A 22,085-nucleotide genomic window follows, 5' to 3' on the forward strand; every position below is an offset into this window, starting at 1 on the left:
CAGCGGGCCCCCCGGGCCGTTCAATTGACCCTTACGGAGGACTCTCCTTTGAACAACCATATGAAAAATCTTGTCATCTGGGCGATTATCTTCATTTTGATGGTCGTCCTGTTCAACCTTTTCAACCAGCCTCCGGTCCCCAAGGACACGCCGTCCTACAGTGAATTCCTGTCCATGGTCGACAGCGGCGCCGTGGCCTCGGTCAAGATCCAGGGGCCGAAGATCTCCGGCGTGAAGAGCTCCGGCGAGGCCTTCCAGACCTACGCCCCGGACGATCCGAAGATGATCGAGACCCTCATTGCCAAGGGCGTCGAGGTCAAGGCCGAGCCGCCGGACGAGTCGCCGTGGTATCTGACCCTGCTCCTGTCCTGGTTCCCCATGATCCTGCTCATCGGCGTCTGGATTTTCTTCATGCGCCAGATGCAGGGCGGCGGCAGCGGGGGACGCGGGGCCATGAGCTTCGGCCGGTCCAAGGCCCGCCTGATCAACGAGGAGACCGCCAAGGTCACCTTCGACGACGTGGCAGGCGTGGACGAGGCCAAGGAAGAGCTTTCCGAGGTGGTCGATTTCCTGCGCGAACCGCGCAAGTTCACCCGTCTGGGCGGCCGTATCCCCAAGGGCGTGCTCCTGGTGGGCGGCCCCGGCACGGGTAAGACCCTGCTGGCCCGGGCCGTGGCCGGCGAGGCGGGCGTGCCGTTCTATTCCATTTCCGGTTCGGACTTCGTGGAGATGTTCGTCGGCGTGGGCGCGTCCCGCGTGCGCGACCTCTTCGCCCAGGGCAAGAAAAACGCCCCGTGCCTGATCTTCATCGACGAGATCGACGCTGTGGGGCGCCAGCGCGGCGCAGGCCTCGGCGGCGGCCACGACGAGCGGGAGCAGACCCTGAACCAGCTGCTCGTCGAGATGGACGGCTTCGAGTCCAACGAGGGCGTCATCCTGGTGGCCGCCACCAACCGCCCGGACGTGCTCGACCCGGCCCTGCTCCGGCCAGGCCGTTTCGATCGCCAGGTGGTCGTGCCCAGCCCGGACCTGCGCGGCCGCGAGCGCATCCTCAAGGTGCACAGCCGCAAGACCCCGCTGGCCCCGAGCGTGGACCTGGAGATCATCGCCAAGGGCACTCCCGGCTTCTCGGGCGCGGACCTGGAGAACCTGGTCAACGAGGCGGCGCTGGGCGCGGCCAAGCTGGGCAAGGACCGGGTGGACATGGAGGATTTCGAGGAGGCCAAGGACAAGGTCATGATGGGCGGCCGCGAGCGGCGTTCCATGATCCTCTCCGAGGACGACAAGAGGACCACGGCCTACCACGAGGGCGGACACGCCCTGGTGGCCAAGTTCCTGCCCGGCACCGACCCGGTGCACAAGGTCTCCATCATCCCCCGCGGGCGCGCGCTCGGCGTGACCATGCAGCTGCCCGGCGAGGACCGCCACAACTATTCCAAGGAATTCCTGCGCAACAATATGGCCGTGCTCATGGGCGGCCGCGTGGCCGAGGAGGTCGTCCTGGGCCAGTTGACCACCGGCGCCAGCAACGACATCGAGCGGGCCACCAAGACCGCCCACAACATGGTCTGCATGTGGGGCATGTCCGACAAGCTTGGCCCCATGAGCTTCGGCGACAACCAGGAGCAGGTCTTCCTGGGGCGTGAGCTCATCCACAACAAGAACTACGGCGAGGAGACGGCCAAGCTGATCGACTCCGAAGTCCGCCGGTTCGTGGAGGAGGCCCATGAAAGGGCCACCACCCTGATCAAGGAAAACCGCGAACTCCTCGACGCCATCGCCATGGCCCTGCTGGAGCGCGAGACCATCACCGGCCACGACATCGACCTGCTCATGGAAGGCAAGGAGCTGCCGCCCGTGGAACTGAACCACAACTCCGGTTCCGGTTCGTCCGGCGCAAACGGCTCCGGCACCCCGTCGGGCTACACCGCCACCGGCCGGGCCGCGACGGATTCGGGCCCCGGCTATGAACCCGTGAGCGAGAAGCCCGGCGATTCAGGGAAATCCTCCGGCGATGACTTCATCCTCGACGAGGGTGAAGGGGACGAACCCGACGGAGACGGTGGCGAAAACAAGCTGCAATAAGCGGTCGACGGCAGATCATGAACGATACTACATGGACAGTTAAGGGGGGCAAGGTCTTGGGACCTTCCCCCTTCTTCATTGCCGGGATCGTCAACGTGACCCCGGACTCCTTCTATGACGGCGGGGCTCATGCCGACACGGCTTCGGGCGTGGCCCACGCCCTGGAGCTCGCCCGGCAGGGCGCGCACATCCTGGACATCGGCGGCGAGTCCACCCGGCCGTACAGCGACCCGGTGGGCGAGGCCGAGGAACTGGCCCGCGTCCTGCCCGTGGTCGAGGGCCTCGTCGAGGCCCGCACCTGCGCGGTCATCTCCGTGGACACCTACAAGGCCGGTGTGGCCGCCCGCTGCCTGGACGCCGGGGCCGCTATCATCAACGACGTGTCCGGGTTCCGTTTCGAGCCGGAGCTCCTGGACGTGCTCGCCGAATACAAGCCCGGCTACGTGCTCATGCATTCCTTGGGCAGGCCCGAAGACATGCAGGTCGAGCCGAGGTACGACGACGTGGTCGACGAGATCATGGCGTTTTTCGAGGAGCGGCTGGGGGTTCTGGAAGGGGCCGGGCTGCCTCTGGACCGGGTGGTCCTGGACCCCGGCATCGGGTTCGGCAAGAAGCTGGAGCACAACCTGGCCATCCTCCGGGAGATCGAGCGGTTCAACGAATTCGGCCTGCCGATCTACATGGGGCTGTCCAACAAGGCCGTCTGGCAGGGGTTGGTCGGCGCCGGGCCCGGGGAGCGCCAGAACGCCACCCAGGCGGCCACGGCCGTGCTCGCGGCCAGGGGCGTGCCCATTCATCGCGTGCATGAAGTGCAATTAACGCGACAGACATTGACCATAGCTCGTGAATTGGCGTAGTTAAAGCGCATGTTTGAGCTTTTCGGTATTCAAGTCACCTGGAGGGTCCTGCTCGACATCGGGCTGGTGGCCTTCATCTATTACAACATCATCGTGCTCGTCCGGGGGACCCGGGCCGCCGCCGTGCTTTACGGCCTGGTGGTCGTGCTGGTGGTCTACTACGTGGCCGAGAAGTTCAACCTCTACACCCTGAACGCGCTGCTCGGCGAGTTCCTGACCTCCCTGTTCCTGGTGGTGGTCATCCTGTTCAAGACCGACATCCGCAAGGCGCTCGCCTCGGTGGGCACCAAGCGGTTCTGGAACAAGTCCGACGTGCGCGACGACACCCTGGACCAGTTGACCCAGGCGGTCATGACCATGTCGCACACCTCCACCGGGGCGCTCATCGTCATCGAGAAGAACATGCCGCTGGGCGACATCATCGAGCGCGGCATCGAGCTGGACGCCAAGGTCAACAAGGAACTCCTCGAGACCATCTTTTTCGCCGACACCCCCCTGCACGACGGGGCGGTCATCGTCCGCCGCGACCGCATCGTGGCCGCGGCCTGCATCCTGCCCCTGTCCAACAAGCTGCGGGGCCAGCCCATGTACGGCACCCGGCACCGGGCCGCTCTCGGCATCTCCGAGGGCTCGGACGCCATCACCGTGGTGGTCTCCGAGGAGCGGGGCGAAGTGTCCGTGGCCATGAACGGCCGCCTGACCACCAGCCTGGACGAGACGCGCCTGCGGCGCGTGCTCAAGAACGCTTTGGGGCGCTGATATGCTCAAGAACTGGCAAACCATACTGCTGTCCATAGCCCTGGCCGTGTTCACCTGGTTCCTGGTCACCGGCCGGGAGGTGGTGGAGACCTGGGTGGACATGCCCGTGGTCATGACCAATCCGCCCGAGGGGTTGATCATCGAGGACGGGCTGGTGGACAAGATCCAGGTGCGCCTGCGCGGGCCCAAGGGACTGGTCGGCAACCTCGCTTCCCAGAACCTGGCCTACCCGATCAACGTCAGCAACCTGAAGATCGGCGAGCAGGTGGTGGACATCGACCCGGCCAAGATTCCGCTGTCCTCCACCTACGAGATCATCGAGGTCAGGCCCAACCGCCTCCGGCTCACGGTGGACCGGCGTATCTCCAAGAAGATCACCGTGGAGGCCGCCTGGGCGGGCAACCTCAATTCCGACTACAAGCTCCAGGAGGTCACGGCCTCGCCCGACGTGGTCACCATCCGGGGGCCCGAGACCCTGCTGCGCAAGATTTCCAAGACCCGCGTGGTCCTGAAGGGCGATTTTCCCGAGGACGTGCCCCGGTCCTGGGCCGAGAATGTGGCCCTGGAGGTCCCTGACGAGATCGAGGCCTCGCCCGGCCAGGTCAGCGTGGAGGCGTTTTTCGCACCCAAGACCCGCGAGATATGGGTCAAGGTGCCCATCGAGTATCAGGACCCGGAAGGGTACAAGGTCTCGGTCCAGCAACGATACGTCCGCCTGCTCATCGAGGGCCCGGTCTTCCTGTTCCACGACGACGAATACCGCAAGTCCATCCTGGCTTCGGTGATCTTCGGCGGCAAGGTGACCGAAGGCCAGTTCGAGCTGAACTACGAAGTGGCTCTCCCCGAAGGGTGCAGGCTCGAAAAAAAGAATCCGGAGACGGTCACGATCGTCATCAAGAAGAATTAGCCGCCCGCATGGCGGCAAGTTGGAGTATCCCATGAAACAAAGGCTCTTCGGAACCGACGGCCTGCGGGGGCAGGGGAACATCTTCCCCATGACCCCCGAGATCGCGCTCAGGCTCGGCCTGGCCGCGGGACAATATTTCCGCAACGGCAACAAGCACCACCGCGTGGTCATCGGCAAGGACACCCGGCTGTCCGGCTATGTCTTCGAAACCGCGCTGACCAGCGGCCTGTGCGCCAACGGCATGGACGTCTTCCTGGTCGGTCCCATGCCCACCCCGGCCATCTCCTTCCTGACGCGAAACATGCGCGCCGACCTCGGCGTGGTCATCTCCGCCTCGCACAATCCGTTCATGGACAACGGCATCAAGTTCTTCGACCGCAACGGCTTCAAGCTGCCGGACGAGGTGGAGGACGAGATCAGCGAACTGGTCCTGGGCGAAAAGACCAAGTGGGATTACCCCCCGGCCGAGGACGTGGGCCGCGCCCACCGCATCAACGACGCGCCCGGCCGGTACATCGTCTACCTGAAGAACAGTTTTTCCCAGCACCTGACCCTGGACGGGGTCAAGATCGTGCTCGACTGCGCCCACGGCGCGGCCTACGGTGTGGCCCCGTACGTGCTCGAGGAGCTCGGGGCCGAAGTCATCACCGTGGGCGTGGCCCCGGACGGCCTGAACATCAACCAGAAGTGCGGCTCCCTCTACCCCGAGGTTATCGCCCGGATGGTGGTGGAGGAGGGCGCGGACATGGGCATCGCCCTGGACGGCGACGCGGACCGGCTCATCGTCTGCGACGAGAACGGCCGCATCCTGGACGGCGACCAGATCATGGCCCTGTGCGCCCTGGAGCTGATGGAGAAGGGCGGGCTGCCGGGCAACATGCTCGTGGCCACGGTCATGTCCAACATGGCGCTCGAACTGTTCATGAAGGAGCACGGCGGGCAGCTGCTGCGCACCGACGTGGGCGACCGATACGTGGTCGAGGCCATGCGCCGCGAAGGCGCGACGCTGGGCGGCGAGCAGTCAGGCCACCTTATTTTCATGGACCATGCCACCACGGGCGACGGCCTGCTGGCCGCCCTGCAGCTGCTGCGCATCATGCGTGAGCGGGAGCGGCCCCTGTCCGAACTGGCCGGACTGCTCGAACCGTTTCCCCAGGTGCTCCGGAACGTCCACGTCAAGCGCAAGATCCCCTTTGACCAGGCCCCGGAGGTCCAGGAGGCCGTGCGCAAGGCGGAGGCCGCCCTCAAGGGCAAGGGCCGCGTGCTCCTGCGCTACTCCGGCACCGAGGCGGTCTGCCGCGTCATGGTCGAGGGACAGGACACGGCGCTGGTGGAGCAGTATACCGGCGACATCGTCGAGGCATGCGAAAAGTATCTGAAGTAGGACAACCACAGCGGAGGATCATATGGAAATCACCAAAGCCGTCATCCCGGTCGCAGGCTGGGGCACCCGTTCACTCCCGGCCACGAAAAACGTTCCCAAGGAGATGCTGCCCATCTTCCGCAAGCCGATCGTGCAATACATCGTGGAGGAGGGCATCGCCGCGGGCCTGAAGGACGTGGTCTTCATCACCAACCAGAACAAGACCATCATCGAGGACCACTTCGACCGCAACTTCCTCCTGGAGCAGCTCCTGGAGCGGGCGGGCAAGACCTCCATGCTCGAAGAGGTCCGGCGCGTGGCCAGCCTGGTCAACGTCATCGGCGTGCGCCAGAAGGAGCAGCTCGGCCTGGGCCACGCGGTGCTCACCGCCCGCGAGGTCTGCCAGAACGAGCCGTTCGCGGTCATGCTCGGCGACGACCTCATGTTCGGCGTGCAGGCCGGCATCGGCGAGCTGCTCAAGGCCGCCAAGGAGACCGGCAAGGCCGTGGTCGGCGTCATCGAGGTGCCCAGGGCCAAGGTCAGCCGCTACGGCGTGATCAAGGGCGAGCCCATCGACTCCCACACCTACCGTGTGACCAACCTGGTGGAGAAACCCAAGCCCGAGGAGGCCCCGTCCAATCTGGCCATCATCGGCCGCTACGTCCTGCTGCCCGAGATCTTCGACATCCTCGAAGACCAGCGCGCGGGCGTGGGCGGCGAGATCCAGCTGACCGACGCCCTCCAGGGACTGGCCGACCGGGACAAGCTCATCGCGGTCCGGCTGGCCGGTCAGCGGTTTGACGCGGGCGACTGGGTGGAATATCTCACGGCCAACATCTACTTCGCCCTCCAGGACGAGGAGCTGCGCGACGACCTCGTCAAGCGGCTGCAGGAACTGCTTTCCTGCTCGTCCTAACGCGCAATGAACCGGCGGGCGCGCGGGCGCCCGTCTTTTCGATCCGGAATCCAGAGAGAACATGAAGACCCTGTTGACGATACTTATGCTGAGTCTGACCGCGTTGCCCGCCTTCGCCTTCGTGCCCGACGGCGAGGAACTGGCCGCGCGGTTGCAGAAGAGCTACGGCCCCTTGCGTTCCTGGCAGGCCAGGATGACCTTCCCGGACTATCCCGGCGTGTCCGTGGAACTGTGGTACGCGCGCGGCAAGTGGCGGCAGCAGTGGCAGGCGGGCGACAAGGCCGTGGCCGTGGGGTCGTTCGGCAACGTGGCCGGGGCGTGCACCGCGGGTTCCTTTCCCCTGTCGCCTCTGTTCGTCTGGCTGGTCCCCCATCCGGTGAAGACCTGGCAGTCCTGGGGCGTGGACGTGACCTCGGGCAGCTACGGCTTCTGCGGCGAGGCCCCGTGCCTCATGCTCGGCGCGGACCCCGCCGACGAGACCAAGCCCACGGTCTACCTGAACAATGAAGACCTGGCCCCGCTCACGGTCCGCTATCCTTCGGACGCGGGCATGATCACCGTGGAATTCTCCGACTACCGGACCTATGCGGGCTACCCCGTGCCGCAGCAGGTTGCGGTCCGCTCGAGCCTGGGCGAACTCGCGGCCCGGGTGGAGTGGGTCCGGATCAACGGCGCGGACGGCGAGGAGCTGTACGCCCGCGACGCCCTCGACCCCACGCTGTGCGCCGAGCCGCCCATGCCGTTCGACCTCCTGCGGCAGACCTTCCGCTATCCCCGGGCCCAGTAAATCCGCCATGGCCGATCTCTGGCAGGTAACGCTCGTCAGTCCGCCCTATGAGACGTGGACCTACGGGCTCCCTTCGCATTTCCCGCCCCTTTCGCCGGGGCAGCGGGTGATCATTCCCTTCGGCAAGTCACACCGCGCGGGCGTGGTGGTCGGTCCGGCCGAGCGCGCGCCCGAAGGCGTCGAGATCAAGAACATGATCTGGCCGCTGGAGCTCTCGCCCTTGCTGGACAAGGATTTCGTGGACATGGCCGTGAACCTGGCCGCCCGGCAGATGGTCCACGTGGGCCGCATCCTGGAGATCGCCCTGCCGCGCGGCCTGCGCACGGCGGCCGTGACCTTCAAGGTGGACCGGCACATGACCGAACGGAACCTGCCCGCGTCCCTGCGTCCGCCCGACATCGTCAGGGCCGGGGAAAAGGACCGGGCCGCCCTCGTCGAGCTGTGGCTGGACGGGCGCATGCGCGTGCGCATCAACGCCAAGAAGGAGGCCGAGGAGCGGTACGTCTCCCTGGAATCCGACCCGCCGTGGGCCGTGCGGCCCAACGCCAAGCGCCAGCTCAGGCTGTTGGAACACCTCATGGAGAACGGGCCGCAGAGCCTGTACTCCCTGCGCCATACCCTGGGCGACTGGGCCCCGGAGGCGGCCGCCAAGCTCGAAGGGGCGGGCGTGGTTCGGCTGGGCGAGCTGACCGCCGACCACCTGGCCGAGATCGACGGGGCGGGGCGGGACGGGGCGGAGGACCCCGGCTGCGAATTTTCCCTGACCGACGAACAGCGGACAGCCCTGGACGAGATGACCGAGACCCTCGATGGCGGCGGCGGGGCGCACCTGGTCCACGGCGTGACCGGCAGCGGCAAGACCGTGCTCTACATGGAGATGGCCCGGCGGCTGCTCGAGCGGGGCCGGTCCGTGCTTTTCCTCGCGCCCGAGGTGGCCCTTGCTTGCCAACTCTACCGCAACGTGGCCTGCCGGTTCCCCCATGTCCGGACCATTTTCTACCACGGCTACCAGAGCCCCAAGAAGCGCGAGGCCTCCTTCCGCGAGCTGGCCGGTGGCCAGGACCCGGTTCTGGTGGTCGGCACCCGGTCCGCCGTGTTCCTGCCCCTGCCCGACCTGGGCATGGTGGTCATGGACGAGGAGCACGACGAGTCCTTCAAGCAGGAGGACCGGCTGGCATACCACGCCAAGGAGGTCGCCTGGTTCCGCACCGGAAGGAGCAAGGGGCTGCTCCTGCTCGGCTCGGCCACGCCCGACGTCAAGACCTTCCAGGCCGCCAGCGCGGGACGCATCCGGGTTTCCACCCTGAAGGAGCGGGTGGGCGACGCCCGGCTGCCCGAAGTGGAACTGGTCAATATCGCGGAGCTCGGCAAATCCAAGCAGCTGCTTTCGAACCGCGTGCGCGAGGCGGTCACCGAGACCGTCAAGGCCGGGGAGCAGGTCATCGTCATGCTCAACCGGCGGGGATACGCGCCGCTCATGTATTGCCTGGACTGCGGCGAGACCGTGCGCTGCCCGGACTGCGAGGTGGGCATGACCTACCACAAGGGCCGCGAGCGGCTGGTCTGCCACTACTGCGGCCGGACGTACTCCTACCCGCTGACCTGCCGCAAGTGCGGCGGCGTGAATTTCATCCCCATGGGCGAGGGCACGGAACAGCTCGAAGAGGCCCTGGCCGAGCTCCTGCCCGAGGACGCCAAGGTCCTGCGCCTGGACCGCGACGCGACCCGGCGGCAGGAGCGGCTGGAGGAGATCCTTGGGGCCTTCGGCCGGGGCGAGGCCCAGGTCCTGGTGGGCACCCAGATGATCTCCAAGGGGCACCATTTTCCGGGCGTGACCCTGGTGGTCGTGGCCGACGGCGATCTCGGCCTGAACCTGCCCGACTACCGCTCCTCGGAGCGGACCTTCCAGCTGCTCGTGCAGGTGGCGGGCCGCGCCGGACGCGGCGAGCATCCGGGCCGGGTGCTCATCCAGACGCGCAACCCGGACCATCCCATCTGGAAGGAAATCCTGGGGGCCGACTACCAGGGGTTCTTCGACCGCGAGGTCTCCCGGCGGACCCTGTTCCGCTACCCGCCGTTCTCGCACATGGCCCTGGTGCGCATCAGTTTTCCGGCCGACTTCGAGGGCGGCGGGGCGGCCGTGACCCTCATGGGCCAGCTCCTTCGGGAGCAGGGCAGGGCGCTCGGCATCGACGTGCTCGGTCCGGCCCCGGCGCCCCTGTCCATGCTGCGCGGGCGCAAGCGGTTCAACTGCCTGCTCAAGTCCGACGACTGGGGCAAGGTCCGGGGGCTGTACGCGGCCATGGTCCGGGCCAACCCCGACCCCCGCGCGGTGCGCACCGGCCTGGACCTCGATCCCCTGTCCACCCTGTAGGTATCGACAGGGGCCGGGTTGTCGGCTAGGCTGTCCCAATTCTTCAACGACAATGAGGTAATCACCCCCTATGAAGCGTCTTTCCCTGTCCCTGTGGCTGTCCGCCGCCCTGCTCCTGTCGGCGGTTCCGGCCCTGGCCCAAGCCTCCAAGGTCGGGTTCGTCAACCCGCAGCGGATCATCAACGAGTCCAAGATAGGCAAGATAGCCCAGGAGGACCTGGCCCGGCTGGGCAAGGAAAAGGACCGCCTGGTCCGCCAGGCCATGGACAAGGTCAACAGGCTCCAGGAAGGTCTCAAGGAGGACGCCCTGTCCGTGAGCGAGCAGCAGAGCCGCGAGACCGAATTGCGCCGGGCCGCGCGCGACTACGAGCAGCTGGTCCAGAACAGCAACCAGGAGATCCAGCAGGAGGAGCGGCAGCTCATCCGGTTCGTCATGCGCCGGGCCGACTCCATCCTCAAGGGCATCGCCAAGGAGCAGGGGTTCACCATGATCCTGACCGACCCCGAGATCATCGGTTACGTGGACAGTTCCATGGACATCACCGATCGGGTCATCAAAGAACTCAACTCCATGAACTAGGCGGTGACATCCATGCGCAGAATTCCCTTCCTCATCGTAGCCGTCGCCTGTCTGGTCCTGTCCTCCGCTCCGGCCTTCGCCTTCGGCCAGATCCTGTACGCGGACCGTCCGCTCAACCTGCGCGACGGCCGCTCCCCCAAAGCCGAATGGGTCGGCAGCCTCTACGCCGGGCAGAAGGTCCGGGTGGCCCACGAGAAGGACGGCTGGGTGGCCGTGTACGAGCCCGACGCCACGGACCCGAGCGAGGCCAAGGCGGCTGGCTATTCCAACAGCAAATTCCTCAAGCCCACTCGGGGTCGTTACGAGCCCAAGGAGTGGGGCGACCTGGTCGTCTCGTCCACCAAGCTGAACATCCGCTCCAAACCGAACGTCCGGGGCGAAAAGGTCCGGACCCTGCAACCCGGCGAGCGCGTGCTCGTCGACTTTCCCGAGGACGACTGGACCGTGGTCTTCGCCTCCGGCGCCACCATCCGCTCCAAGCTGAACGGCATCGGCTACGCCAGCACCAAGTACCTGGAGCCGGCCGGAGCGGCCTCCCCCGCACCGGCCCCTGAGCCGGAACCGGCTCCCGCGCCCGCCTCGACCGAGGTCCGCCGACCGGTGGAACCGGCTGCGCAAGCCCCTGCCGAGCGCGTCCCCGAGCCGTCCACGGCCATCCGGCGGGTGGCCCTGGCCAACGAGGTCAACGTGCACCAGAGCCGGACCACCAATTCCCCGCTGGTCCAGACCCTGCGGCCCGGCGACGTGGTCCAGCTCGGGCTGCTGCGCAACGGCTGGTACGCGGTCTTCAAGGCCAGCGACATGATCCGGTCGGAGAGCAGCTCCATCGGCTACGCCCTGCAGTCCGCCATGGACGCCAATTCCCGCGAGGCGGGCGTGGTGGTTTCGCCCGTGACGCCGCCCGCGCCCGCCAAGGCCGTCGCACCTGCCGCGCCGTCCGCACCCGCCAAGCCCGAGATCTCCGCCGAAGCCCTCAAGGCCGAGGCGCTCAAGGCCGATCGCTCCCCGAGTCCGGCTCCGGCGGCCGCGCCCGAACCGGCCTTCGAGGCCAGGCCTTTGTCCACGGGCAAGCAGCAGACCCTGGTCATCGACCGGTCCGCCTTCAAGAACGCCAGGCGGCCCGATCCCTCTCCGGATCAGAACGCCCACGGCTACCGCTACAAGTTCCTGGAAAAGTCCGAGAACCGCGCGTACGGCCACGTCTGGATCACCCTCAAGGTCTTCCTGGACACCTCCAAGCTGCCCGACCGCGCGGCGCTGAAGGACTTCGCCTCCAGCCTATGGAAGGACCATCGGCGGGTGACCAAGAACGTGCTGGTGGAGGTCTACCTGCCGGGCATGGACCTGGACGACCTGTCCTGGGGCGTGGTCAAGTTCGACTACGACGGCATGATCGAACTCTGGACCCGGCGGGCCACCCTGTTCGGGACCAAGTTCATGTAGCAGGAAGCCACGGAAAAAAGCCCCCGCACGGTCTTCGTGCGGGGGCTTTTTCGTTCCATCGGGTCGGATCAGCCCATTTCCTGCTCAAGGAACAGGGGAACGGTCTTTTCCTGGGCGGTGCGCATGCGCGGCTTCTTCTGCGGAGACTTTTCGGCTTCGCGGGGGAGCATGTACAAGCCTTGGCAGCTCTGGCATTCCCAGTGGTTTTCGCGCTGGTGCAGGTGGACCAGCAACCCGTCGCGGTCGTAGCAGACCTGGCAGAACGGCCCCTTGCGTTCGCCGTCCTCCTCGAGCCAGTACTTCTGGCCGTCGAACTGGACTTTTTCAGCCAGATCGAGGACTTCCGCCACCTCGGCCAGCTGTTGTTTCAGGGCCTGGTTTTCGTCGCAGACCGCCAGGAACTCGTCCTGCAGGCTCTTGAGCAACGCCTTTCCTTCGTCGAACCGGCCCGCCTCGAACAGGTCGAGAGCCCGCTTGAAACCGGTTGCCTGGTACAGTGTGGAAAACATGAACAACATCCCCCGTTGTATTATATGCCACGGGTGCCTTATCGGCCGGGTTGGGCCGAGACTTTAGCCTTTATGAATAACTTTACAGGTCTTGCAAAACCGCATAGGGTTTCCATCAGCTAGGGGGGCCCTTGTGGCTGAGATGGATCGAGTCGATCCGACCCTTTGAACCTGATTCGGGCAATACCGACGGAGGGAAGCTGCCACAGGATGAGATTTCGTCATCATGCCGCGCTTGCCCCACATCAGAGGCAGGCGCTTTTTTTTGGCACCGCGCCTGCAAGGAGACCATCATGATCGTCACCATCAACGGCAAGGCGGCGGAGCTTGACGAGCCCCTGACCATTCTCGCCTTGCTTGAATCAAGAGAGATCGCGCCCCGGGCGGTGGTCGTCGAACGCAACGGGGAAATCGTTCCCGGCGAGCTGTTCGGCGAAGTGAGCCTGGACGACGGCGACCATCTGGAAGTCCTCCGCTTCGTGGGCGGGGGGTAGGAGCAAACATGAGCAAGGATACTTTCGAGATCGGCGGCAGGACCCTGACCAGCCGCCTGTTCACCGGCACCGGAAAATACGGCGACGACAGCGTCATTCCGGGCGTCTGCGAGGCCTCGGGCTCAGAGGTCGTCACCGTGGCCCTGCGCCGGGTGGACCTGGAGTCCTCCACCGGCAACGTCATGGATTTCATTCCCAAACACATGCAGCTTCTGCCCAACACCTCGGGCGCCCGCACCGCCGACGAGGCCGTGCGCATCGCCCGGCTGGCCCGGACCATGGGCTGCGGAAATTGGATCAAGATCGAGGTCATCTCGGACAACCGCTACCTGCTGCCCGACGGCTACGAGACGGTCAGGGCCACGGAGATCCTGGCCAAAGAGGGCTTCGTCGTCCTCCCCTACGTCAACGCCGACCTCTACGTGGCCAAGGCGCTGGTGGATGCGGGCGCGGCCGCGGTCATGCCGCTGGGCGCGCCCATCGGCACCAACCGGGGGCTCAAGACCCGCGAGATGGTCCGTATCCTCATCGAGGAGATCGACCTGCCCATCGTGGTCGACGCGGGCATCGGCCGTCCGTCCGAGGCCTGCGAGGCCATGGAGATGGGCGCGGACGCGGTCCTGGTCAACACGGCCATCGCCACGGCCAGCGACCCGGTCATGATGGCCCGCGCCTTCGGCCGCGCGGTCCGCGCCGGGCGCGAGGCCTATCTCTCCGGCCCCGGCGCCAAGCGCGTCCTGGCCGACGCCTCTTCGCCCCTGACCGGCTTTCTGGGAGGCGCGGCATGAGTTTTTACCCGCTCGTGGAGACGTACGCCAAGGGGCTGCCCGACGCGCGGTTCGACGATTTCTCCGAGGAGGACGTGCGCCGGGCCATTAACCGGACCACGGTCACGGTGGAGGACTTCATGGCCCTGATGAGCCCGGCCGCGTCCGGTCTGCTCGAAGAGATGGCCCAGAAGGCCAGCCGGCTGACCGTCCAGCACTTCGGCCGGACCGTCAGCCTGTTCACGCCGCTTTACCTGGCCAACATCTGCACCAACCACTGCGTCTATTGCGGCTTCAACTGCACCAACAAGATCCACCGCTCCATGCTCAGCCTGGAGGAGGTGGACGCGGAGGGTGCGGTCATCGCGGCCACCGGGCTGAAGAACCTGCTCATCCTCACCGGCGACGCCCCGGCCAAGACCGGGGTGGACTACCTGGAGGCCTGCACCCGGGTGTTGAACAGGCACTTTCCTTCCGTGTCCATCGAGGTCTTCGCCCTGACCGAGGAGGAGTATGCCCGGCTGGTCCGGGCGGGCGTGGACGGCATGACCATGTTCCAGGAGACCTACGACGAAAAGCTCTACGCCGTGCTCCATCCCAAGGGGCCCAAGCGGGACTACCGGTTCCGGCTGGACGCCCCGGAGCGGGCCTGCAAGGCTGGCATGCGCGTGGTCAACATCGGCGCGCTCCTCGGGCTGGGCGACTGGCGGCGCGACGCGCTGCTGACCGGCCTGCACGCGGCATACCTCATGCATAAGTACCCGGAGACGGACATCGCCGTGTCCCTGCCGCGCATGCGCCCGCACGTGGGCGACTGGGAGCCCGCGACCATCGTCTCGGATCGGGACATGGTCCAGTTCCTCATGGCCCTGCGGCTGTTCATGCCCCGGGTGGGCATCACCATGTCCACCCGCGAGAATGCCGAGTTCCGTGAGAATATCCTGCCGTTGGGCGTGACCCGCATGTCGGCGGGCGTGTCCACGGCCGTGGGCGGCCACGCGGACGAGACCATGGACGAGGAGAACACCGGCCAGTTCGATATCAGCGACGCGCGCAGCGTGGAAGAGGTCTGCGCCGCTCTGCGCGACAAGGGGTACCAGCCGGTCTTCAAGGACTGGGAGCCCATATTCGAAACCACGGGAGAAGGCGCATGAACAAGGTGGAAGAGGGGATCGCCGCCCACATCGGCGAGGAGAGGCTGGCCCGGCTGCAAGGCGTGAAGATCGGCATCGCCGGGTGCGGCGGGCTGGGCTCCAACTGCGCCATGCATCTGGTGCGCAGCGGATTCACCCGGTTCACCCTGGTGGACTTCGACCGCGTGGAGTATTCCAACCTCAACCGCCAGGCCTTCTTCGGCTCCCAGGTGGGGCAGTTCAAGGCCGAGGCCCTGGCCGCCAACATGCGCGCCGTGAACCCCGACCTGGACCTGGACATCTATGTCGAGCGGGTCGACGTGGCCCGGGTGAAAAAACTGTTCGGCGACTGCGACGCCGTGGTCGAGGCCTTCGACCGTGCCGCGGCCAAGAAGAGGCTGGTGGAGGCCCTGCTGCCCCTGGGCAGGCTGGTGGTCTCGGCTTCCGGCATCGGCGGGTGCGGCGACGGCGACGCGCTGGCCACGCGCAAGGTCCGCGACAACTTCTATCTCATCGGCGACGGCGTGACCGAATGCTCCCTGGACACGCCGCCCCTGTCGCCGAGGGTGGGCATCGCCGCCGCCAAGCAGGCGGACGTCATCCTGGCCCATTTTCTCGGGCCCATGAACAGCAAGGAGGGCGCATGACCCCCTTCAACCGGCACAACATCCTGGACACCGACCTGTACTGCCTGACCGCCGAGAAGTTCTCCAACGGACGGTCCAATATCGAGGTGGTCCGCGAGATGCTCGACGCGGGCGTGAGGCTCGTCCAGTACCGCGAAAAGGAGAAGAAGGCGGGCATGAAGCTGGCCGAGTGCCGCATCATCCGCGAGATGACCCGCGAGGCCGGGGCCGCCTTCATCGTCAACGACGACATCGACATCGCCATCCTGGTGGGCGCGGACGGCGTGCACGTGGGCCAGGAGGACCTGCCCGTGGAGTGCGTGCGCCAACTGGTCGGCCCGGACATGGCCATCGGCCTGTCCACCCACGGCCCGGAGCAGGCTCGCGACGCCATCCGGCGCGGCGCGGACTACATCGGCGTGGGGCCCATCTTTCGGACCTATACCAAGGATGACGTGGTCGACCCGGTGGGCCTCGAATACCTCGATTACGTGGTCGCCAACCACGACATCCCCTTTGTCGCCATCGGCGGCATCAAGGAACACAACCTCGGCGAGGTGGTCCGGCACGGCGCGCGTTGCGCCGCCCTGGTCACCGAGATCGTCGGGGACGCGAATATCGCAGCCAAAATAACCGCCCTCCGCAATCAGATGGAAGCGGCGAAGGAGTAGAACCAATGTCATATACCACTCAGATGGACGCCGCCCGCAAGGGCATCGTCACCCCCCAGATGGAGACCGTGGCCCGCAAGGAAAACATCCGCGTCGAAGACCTCATGGAGCGGATGGCCAAGGGGTCCGTGATCATCCCGGCCAACAAGAACCACAAGAACCTGGACGCCGAGGCCGTGGGCGAGGGCATGCGCATCAAAATCAACGTCAACCTGGGCATCTCCAAGGACTGCTGCGACGTGGAGCCCGAACTGGACAAGGTCCGGGCCGCCCTGGGCATGAAGGCCGAGGCCATAATGGACCTGTCCTGCTACGGCAAGACCCAGGAATTCCGGCAGAAACTGGTCGAGATGTCCCCGGCCATGATCGGCACCGTACCCATCTACGACGCGGTGGGCTTCTACGACAAGAACCTCCAGGACATCACCGTGGACGAGTTCTTCAAGGTGGTCGAGCGCCACGTCATGGACGGCGTGGACTTCCTGACCATCCACGCGGGCCTGAACAAGCACACCGCCGAGAAGGTCAAGACCGCGAAAAGGCTGACCAACATCGTCTCGCGCGGCGGCTCCCTGCTGTTCACCTGGATGGAGATCAACAACGCCGAGAACCCGTTCTACGAGCACTTCGACCGTTTGCTGGACATCTGCGAGGAGTACGACGTGACCCTGAGTCTGGGCGACGGCTGCCGCCCCGGCTGCCTGTATGACGCCACCGACGCCTGCCAGGTGGAGGAGCTGATCACCCTGGGCGAGCTGACCAAGCGCGCCTGGGAGCGCAACGTCCAGGTCATGATCGAGGGTCCCGGCCATATGGCCATGAACGAGATCCCCGGCAACATGATGATGGAAAAAAGGCTGTGCCACAACGCGCCGTTCTACGTGCTGGGCCCGCTGGTCACGGACGTGGCCCCGGGCTACGACCACATCACCGCCGCCATCGGCGGGGCCATCGCGGGCGCGTCCGGCGCGGACTTCCTGTGCTACGTCACCCCGGCCGAGCACCTGCGCCTGCCCACCCTGGAGGATATGAAGGAGGGTATCGTGGCCACCCGCATCGCGGCCCACGCCGCCGACATCGCCAAGGGCTACCCCGGCGCGGCCGACTGGGACAACAACATGGCCCGGGCCCGCGCGGCCCTGGACTGGGACGCCCAGTTCGCCCTGGCCATGGACCCGGTCAAGCCCGTGGAATACCGCAAGTCCTCCGAGCCCGAGCACAAGGACTCCTGCACCATGTGCGGCAAGATGTGCGCCGTGCGCAACATGAACCGCGTGCTCGAGGGCAAGGACATCCAGCTGGACGACTAGCCCGGCCCCTTTCCAGATCGAATCCGACCCCGGAGGCATCGCCTCCGGGGTCTTTTTTTTGCGCCCGCGCATTATTTTCGGGAGTATTCTCCGTTATCGTCACTTGTTCGGAAAGCAGACAGTTCCACTTCCCCTGTTCGAATTCCGGGCAGGTCGGCATTGTCGACCGTTTGAATCCGGTATTGGAATCCGTCTTTTTCGTGTCGTGATTTCATTGGAGTTCCCGTCCCGGGACGAGTGGGCAAGGGGCCGCGCCCGCGCATCCCGGCATGAGGGGTGCAATCCGGCGGGTACCGTCACAATCGCGCTGGTCGCAACCGTGGATTCCTTAACCTGAAATCAAAGGAAGTACCTATGACTGAGACAATGCGAGCCGCAGTATGGCATGGCAGAAAGGATGTGCGTGTGGAGACCGTTCCCGTTCCCCCGTTCCCCCCGGCGGGCTGGGTCAAGATCGCTGTCGAGTGGTGCGGCATCTGTGGTTCCGACCTGCACGAATACGTGGCCGGTCCCATCTTCATCCCGGTGGACGCGCCCCATCCCCTGACCGGTAAGCAGGGCAGCCTTATTCTGGGCCATGAATTCACGGGCATCGTGGTGGAGGTCGGCGAGGGCGTGAACAACGTCAAGGTCGGGGACATGGTCGCCCCGGACGCCTGCCAGCACTGCGGCGAGTGCATCACCTGCCGGACCGGGCGTTACAACGTCTGCGAAAAGCTGGCCTTCACCGGGCTGCACAATGACGGGGCGTTCGCCCGGTACGTCAACGTCCCGGCCGAACTCTGCTTCGTGCTGCCCGAGGGCGTGTCGCCGGAGGCCGGGGCGGTCATCGAGCCGCTGGGCACCGGGTTCAAGGCCGTGCGCGAGGCCGGGTCCATCCTCGGCGAGACGGTCGTGGTCATCGGCGCGGGGACCATCGGCCTGGGCACCATGATGGCCGCCAAGGCCGCCGGTGCGGGCAAGGTCATCGTCCTGGAGATGTCCGCCGCCCGGGTCGCCAAGGCCAAGGAGTGCGGCGCGGACGTGGTCCTCAACCCCCGCGAATGCGATGCCGTGGCCGAGGTCAAGGCCATGACCAACGGCTCCGGGGCCGACGTCTCCTTCGAGTGCGTGGGCAACAAGATGACCGGCCCCCTGGCCGTGGACATCATCCGCAACGCGGGCCGGGCCATCATCGTGGGCATCTTCGAGGAGCCCAGCGAGTTCAACTTCTTCAGCCTGAGCGGCACGGACAAGCGCGTCATCGGCACCCTGGCCTACACCCTGGAGGACTTCATCGGCGTATCGGCCCTGCTGGCGGGCGGCGCGCTCAAGGCCGAACCGTTGATCACGGGCCGCATCGGCCTGGAGGACATCGTGGAGAAAGGCTTCCTGGAGCTGATCAACAACAAGGACGAGAACATCAAGATCCTCGTCAAGCTGGGGGAATAGCCGGACCCGTCGACGGATGCCCGGAGGCCCTGCGCCGGCGCGAGACGTTGCCGTCGAAAACATGATGGTCGGTGCGGTCCACCGACTCCGAATCCAGCGGGCCGCTACTGTGTGGCGGCCCGCCGTCGTTTTCTTTCCCTATTCTTTATTCAGGCCTGTGCCCGTAGGCCACGAACACCGGGTCGCTGACGCCCCTGGTTTCGAGAAAGGCGGGGTCGTCGCGGTCGCGCCAGTCGTTGCGCACCGAGACCGTGCCCAACTTTTTCGTGAATCCGGCCATGCGCAGGTATTCCAGGGCCAGGCCCATGCGCTCGAAGGGGTGGAGTTCGCGCCAGCCCCGGATGGCCCGGTCCGGGTCGAAGGCGTCGGTGAAGGCCAGGACCACGGGCGCGCCGGGCGGCAGGAAGTGGGCGATGTAGCGCAGGATGTCCACGGGCCGGTCCATGTATTCGAGGGCGCAGAGGCAGGCCGCCGCGTCGTATTGGCCGGTGGGGCGCTCGGAGTCCGGGGAGAGGTCCAGGACGCGCATGCCCGGCTTCACGAAGCGGGCGAGGATGCGCTGGTAGTTGCGCAGGGCGGCAGCGTCGGGCGCGGGCGGGCGGAAATCCTCGCCGAGGTCCGCCGCGCGGTCGAAGAAGGCGGGGTGGAAGAAGTCCGGCGGCTCGCCGTCGAGCATGGCCTGCATGCCCGGCCCCCAGTCGCAGGTGGCCTCGCGCCAGTGGGTCAGGGAACCGTAGGTCCCGGTGTCGCGCTTCTCCAGGCACTGGACTTTCGCCTCGATGGTCACCGGCACGTCGGCCAGGGGGTGGTTGCGGTCGGCGGTGAAGGTTTCGTCGTCCAGGTCCACCAGCCGGAACGGGGTCAGGGTGTCCGGGTAGACGTCCAGCAGCCCGTCGATGTGCCCCTGCGGGTAGAACCGGCCCACGCGCGGGAGGATCGGTTCGCCCGACACGGTCTTGCGCCGCAGCCGGTCGCGGGTCAGCCGCAGGACCAGGTTGTCCTTGCGCCGGGGGATGCACAGGCGCGGCTCGTAGGTGAAGACCACGGATTCCCCGGCCCGCTTGTCCTCCAGGGCCTCGCGCATGCCGCGCGGAAAGATGTCGTTCACCGGATTGACCCTGCGGCCCAGAAACCACTCCTCATACTGTTCGCCGTCCCGTTCCCAGGTCACGGTGAATTCCAGTGCGCCGATTGCGTTGTCGTTGAATACGGTCATGATGCGCGGATAATGGACATAAAAAAGGCGGGGTTGCAAGCCCCGCCGTGTAGAATCCGCGACAATCGCTCTAGGCCGCGAGCAGGCGGCCGAGGATGACGAGGCCCGTGACGAGCTGGCCCAGGGCCAGGAGCAGGAGCAGCAGATTGGCCGCGCCGTGCAGGATGGGCAGGAGCGTGCGCTTGGCCTTCTTGCGGTCCATGTACAGGCCCGAGAGTCCGCCGAAGGCGATGAGCCAGAGCATGACCGCAGCCATGCCCTCGTGCAGTTCGTAGGCGTCGGGAATGCCGTGGAGCATGTCGCTGACGATGGACCCGCCCACCGCTCCGGCGAGCCACAGCCCCATGACCACCAGCCCGTACCGGGTGTGCCCCTTCCAGTTGAAGGCGGTCTTCTGCTTGAAGTGCGAGAAGCGGGCGCGGTTCACGCCCTGCCAGGTCACCCACAGGGCCAGGAGCAGGGTCAGGATCATGAGTATGGGGTGGGCGAGGATCACGGCGGTGGGGACGGCGGCCGCGCTGGTCTTCAGGCTGTCCGGAGACGGGCAGTTCAGGATCTCGCGGACCTTGTCGTGGTCCGGGTTGGCCAGCAGCGCGACCAGGCCCGGGACCTGATCCGGACCCACGTGGGCGCCGTTGGCGATCATGCGCTTGACCGTCTTGGTCCAGAACGCGTCTCCCTTGTCCACGTTGCGGCAGATGCGCTCCACCGAGTGGCAGGCGACACAGGGCTTGATCTGCGGCGCGGGATCGGCCGCGCGGGCCGGAACGGCCAGCAGGAGGCAGCACAGGAGAAGCGGGGCAAGAAGGTGGGGACGTCGTCCGAACGAAACCGCCGGAAGGGAAGGGGTATGGGTTTTCATAATTCGATCTTATAACCGATAAACGGGGTTGCCCGTCAACCGTTTCGGCCTGTTCTTCACCAAATGACGCATTTTGTAAGCGTATAATAGGTGTTGAAGAGTTTTCCACAGGCTAACTCTAGGAATTTCAGCCTTTTTGACAGAAGACGCCAGCCATGGTAAGGAGTTTCGAACAGATCGTCTCCCCGGAGATGCCGACCTTTTATCCTCTGGAGGTTCTTGTGGCGGAATCAGCCCCCTCTCACAATTCCATGCAGGTGGATCTCCCCGAGCCCGGCAAAGTGGCCGAGTACACGCTTTTCCCGGACGTGCCGGTCAAGTTCGGTTTCTTTGTCTCCGAGGTGCTGTTCTCCTGCGACGGCAAGAATCTTGTCCTGACCGGCGAGCACGGCGGCGTGGTCATCTTCAAGGATTACCAGTCCATGGCCCAGGAGGGGAGCCTGCCCGTGTTCGAGCTGCACGGCGGCGAGCAGGTGCCGGGCGACATCTATCTCTTCGCCTTCTCCAACACCGCCCTGGACGTGGAGACCGCGGCCGGACCGCTCACGGACCACAATGAGGGCGTTCAGATCGAGGACTATACGGACTCCAAGGGCGGCCTGATCTCGGGAGGGGACGAACATTCCGCTCTGGATTCGGTCCATGTTCATGGCTCGGGCGTACAGGCCGGTCATGGCGTCCTGACCTATTCCGAACTCTTTTCCGGCGGCCACGACGAGCTTTTCCTCCATCACGGCGACGCGGCCGGGTATGTGCCCGCCCTGTTCGGCGCGGGGCATTGCGCGGGCACGGCCGGCCTGACGGCCTGCTCCCTGGCGGACAGCTTCGACCCCCTGGGCGACGCCCTGCAAAACGCCATGGACTTCCACCACGTCCTTTAGGGCATCCTCATCGTGACTATCAGAAGCCCGGCCCAATGGCCGGGCTTTTTTTGTCGGGTCCATTCCGTCTTCCGGGCCTGAAAAAACCGGCCGCACCCTGGTGCGGCCGGTCGG

At 65.9% G+C, this 22,085-nt stretch carries 21 protein-coding genes and 1 riboswitch; of the genes, 18 read left to right on the top strand and 3 right to left on the bottom strand.

Annotated features, from left to right (window positions below):
* The first annotated feature begins 48 nt into the window (after positions 1-48).
* The 10 genes from ftsH (at position 49) to AB6M95_RS06325 (ending at position 12,071) form a co-directional block, all read left to right on the top strand.
* Positions 49-2,085: an ATP-dependent zinc metalloprotease FtsH gene (ftsH, locus tag AB6M95_RS06280; RefSeq protein WP_371385883.1), complete on the top strand. Its 2,037-nt coding sequence runs from the start codon at positions 49-51 to the stop codon at positions 2,083-2,085.
* A gap of 17 nt (positions 2,086-2,102) precedes the next feature.
* A complete protein-coding gene (gene folP / locus AB6M95_RS06285; protein WP_371385884.1) occupies positions 2,103-2,942 on the top strand; it encodes a dihydropteroate synthase in 840 nt (279 codons plus the stop codon).
* Between the two features lie 9 nt (positions 2,943-2,951).
* Positions 2,952-3,701, top strand: coding sequence for a diadenylate cyclase CdaA (gene cdaA, locus AB6M95_RS06290; protein ID WP_371385885.1), 750 nt, complete (start codon positions 2,952-2,954; stop codon positions 3,699-3,701).
* Between the two features lies 1 nt (position 3,702).
* Entirely contained in the window at positions 3,703-4,608 is a 906-nt protein-coding gene (locus AB6M95_RS06295; protein ID WP_371385886.1) for a CdaR family protein, read from the top strand.
* A 31-nt stretch (positions 4,609-4,639) separates the two neighbouring features.
* Positions 4,640-5,992, top strand: a complete 1,353-nt coding sequence (gene glmM / locus AB6M95_RS06300; protein WP_371385887.1) for a phosphoglucosamine mutase — start codon at positions 4,640-4,642, stop codon at positions 5,990-5,992.
* A 22-nt stretch (positions 5,993-6,014) separates the two neighbouring features.
* Positions 6,015-6,887, top strand: a complete 873-nt coding sequence (gene galU, locus AB6M95_RS06305) for a UTP--glucose-1-phosphate uridylyltransferase GalU (protein ID WP_371385888.1) — start codon at positions 6,015-6,017, stop codon at positions 6,885-6,887.
* Between the two features lie 61 nt (positions 6,888-6,948).
* The gene (locus AB6M95_RS06310; RefSeq protein WP_371385889.1) at positions 6,949-7,674 is read left to right on the top strand and encodes a hypothetical protein; all 726 of its coding nucleotides are present in this window, start codon (positions 6,949-6,951) and stop codon (positions 7,672-7,674) included.
* Positions 7,675-7,681: 7 nt separating this feature from the next.
* Entirely contained in the window at positions 7,682-10,048 is a 2,367-nt protein-coding gene (priA, locus tag AB6M95_RS06315) for a replication restart helicase PriA (RefSeq protein WP_371385890.1), read from the top strand.
* Positions 10,049-10,118: 70 nt separating this feature from the next.
* Positions 10,119-10,628 carry an OmpH/Skp family outer membrane protein gene (locus tag AB6M95_RS06320; RefSeq protein ID WP_371385891.1) on the top strand — a complete coding sequence of 170 codons (510 nt, stop codon included), beginning with the start codon at positions 10,119-10,121 and terminating at the stop codon, positions 10,626-10,628.
* Between the two features lie 12 nt (positions 10,629-10,640).
* On the top strand, positions 10,641-12,071 hold the full coding sequence (locus tag AB6M95_RS06325) for an SH3 domain-containing protein (RefSeq protein ID WP_371385892.1): 1,431 nt from the start codon (positions 10,641-10,643) through the stop codon (positions 12,069-12,071).
* Positions 12,072-12,139: 68 nt separating this feature from the next.
* On the opposite strand, the gene AB6M95_RS06330 is transcribed toward AB6M95_RS06325, so the two are convergent.
* The gene (locus AB6M95_RS06330) at positions 12,140-12,580 is read right to left on the bottom strand and encodes a hypothetical protein (protein WP_371385893.1); all 441 of its coding nucleotides are present in this window, start codon (positions 12,578-12,580) and stop codon (positions 12,140-12,142) included.
* 111 nt (positions 12,581-12,691) lie between these two features.
* Positions 12,692-12,795: riboswitch (TPP riboswitch) on the top strand.
* Positions 12,796-12,873: 78 nt separating this feature from the next.
* Between AB6M95_RS06330 and thiS the strand changes: the two genes are divergently transcribed.
* The 7 genes from thiS (at position 12,874) to AB6M95_RS06365 (ending at position 19,012) form a co-directional block, all read left to right on the top strand.
* Positions 12,874-13,074, top strand: coding sequence for a sulfur carrier protein ThiS (gene thiS, locus AB6M95_RS06335; protein WP_371385894.1), 201 nt, complete (start codon positions 12,874-12,876; stop codon positions 13,072-13,074).
* 8 nt (positions 13,075-13,082) lie between these two features.
* Positions 13,083-13,862 (top strand): thiazole synthase, encoded by a 780-nt coding sequence (locus AB6M95_RS06340; RefSeq protein ID WP_371385895.1) that lies wholly within the window; start codon positions 13,083-13,085, stop codon positions 13,860-13,862.
* Entirely contained in the window at positions 13,859-14,995 is a 1,137-nt protein-coding gene (thiH, locus tag AB6M95_RS06345; protein ID WP_371385896.1) for a 2-iminoacetate synthase ThiH, read from the top strand. The genes AB6M95_RS06340 and thiH overlap by 4 nt, the downstream gene beginning before the upstream one ends.
* Positions 14,992-15,621: a sulfur carrier protein ThiS adenylyltransferase ThiF gene (thiF, locus tag AB6M95_RS06350; protein ID WP_371385897.1), complete on the top strand. Its 630-nt coding sequence runs from the start codon at positions 14,992-14,994 to the stop codon at positions 15,619-15,621. The genes thiH and thiF overlap by 4 nt, the downstream gene beginning before the upstream one ends.
* Positions 15,618-16,271, top strand: a complete 654-nt coding sequence (gene thiE, locus AB6M95_RS06355; protein WP_371385898.1) for a thiamine phosphate synthase — start codon at positions 15,618-15,620, stop codon at positions 16,269-16,271. Before thiF ends, thiE begins: the two co-directional genes overlap by 4 nt.
* 5 nt (positions 16,272-16,276) lie before the next feature.
* The gene (gene thiC, locus AB6M95_RS06360) at positions 16,277-17,581 is read left to right on the top strand and encodes a phosphomethylpyrimidine synthase ThiC (RefSeq protein ID WP_371385899.1); all 1,305 of its coding nucleotides are present in this window, start codon (positions 16,277-16,279) and stop codon (positions 17,579-17,581) included.
* Between the two features lie 405 nt (positions 17,582-17,986).
* Positions 17,987-19,012, top strand: coding sequence for a 2,3-butanediol dehydrogenase (locus AB6M95_RS06365; RefSeq protein ID WP_371385900.1), 1,026 nt, complete (start codon positions 17,987-17,989; stop codon positions 19,010-19,012).
* Positions 19,013-19,157: 145 nt separating this feature from the next.
* On the opposite strand, the gene AB6M95_RS06370 is transcribed toward AB6M95_RS06365, so the two are convergent.
* Both AB6M95_RS06370 and AB6M95_RS06375 read right to left on the bottom strand, forming a co-directional pair.
* A complete protein-coding gene (locus tag AB6M95_RS06370; protein ID WP_371385901.1) occupies positions 19,158-20,228 on the bottom strand; it encodes a peptidylprolyl isomerase in 1,071 nt (356 codons plus the stop codon).
* 70 nt (positions 20,229-20,298) lie between these two features.
* Positions 20,299-21,090: a hypothetical protein gene (locus tag AB6M95_RS06375; protein WP_371385902.1), complete on the bottom strand. Its 792-nt coding sequence runs from the start codon at positions 21,088-21,090 to the stop codon at positions 20,299-20,301.
* A gap of 221 nt (positions 21,091-21,311) precedes the next feature.
* On the opposite strand from AB6M95_RS06375, the gene AB6M95_RS06380 reads away from it, so the two are divergent.
* Positions 21,312-21,971, top strand: coding sequence for a hypothetical protein (locus tag AB6M95_RS06380; RefSeq protein ID WP_371385903.1), 660 nt, complete (start codon positions 21,312-21,314; stop codon positions 21,969-21,971).
* The last annotated feature ends 114 nt before the right edge of the window (positions 21,972-22,085 follow it).

It is taken from the genome of Pseudodesulfovibrio karagichevae, assembly GCF_041414475.1.
Classification (GTDB): Bacteria; Desulfobacterota; Desulfovibrionia; order Desulfovibrionales; family Desulfovibrionaceae; genus Pseudodesulfovibrio; species Pseudodesulfovibrio karagichevae.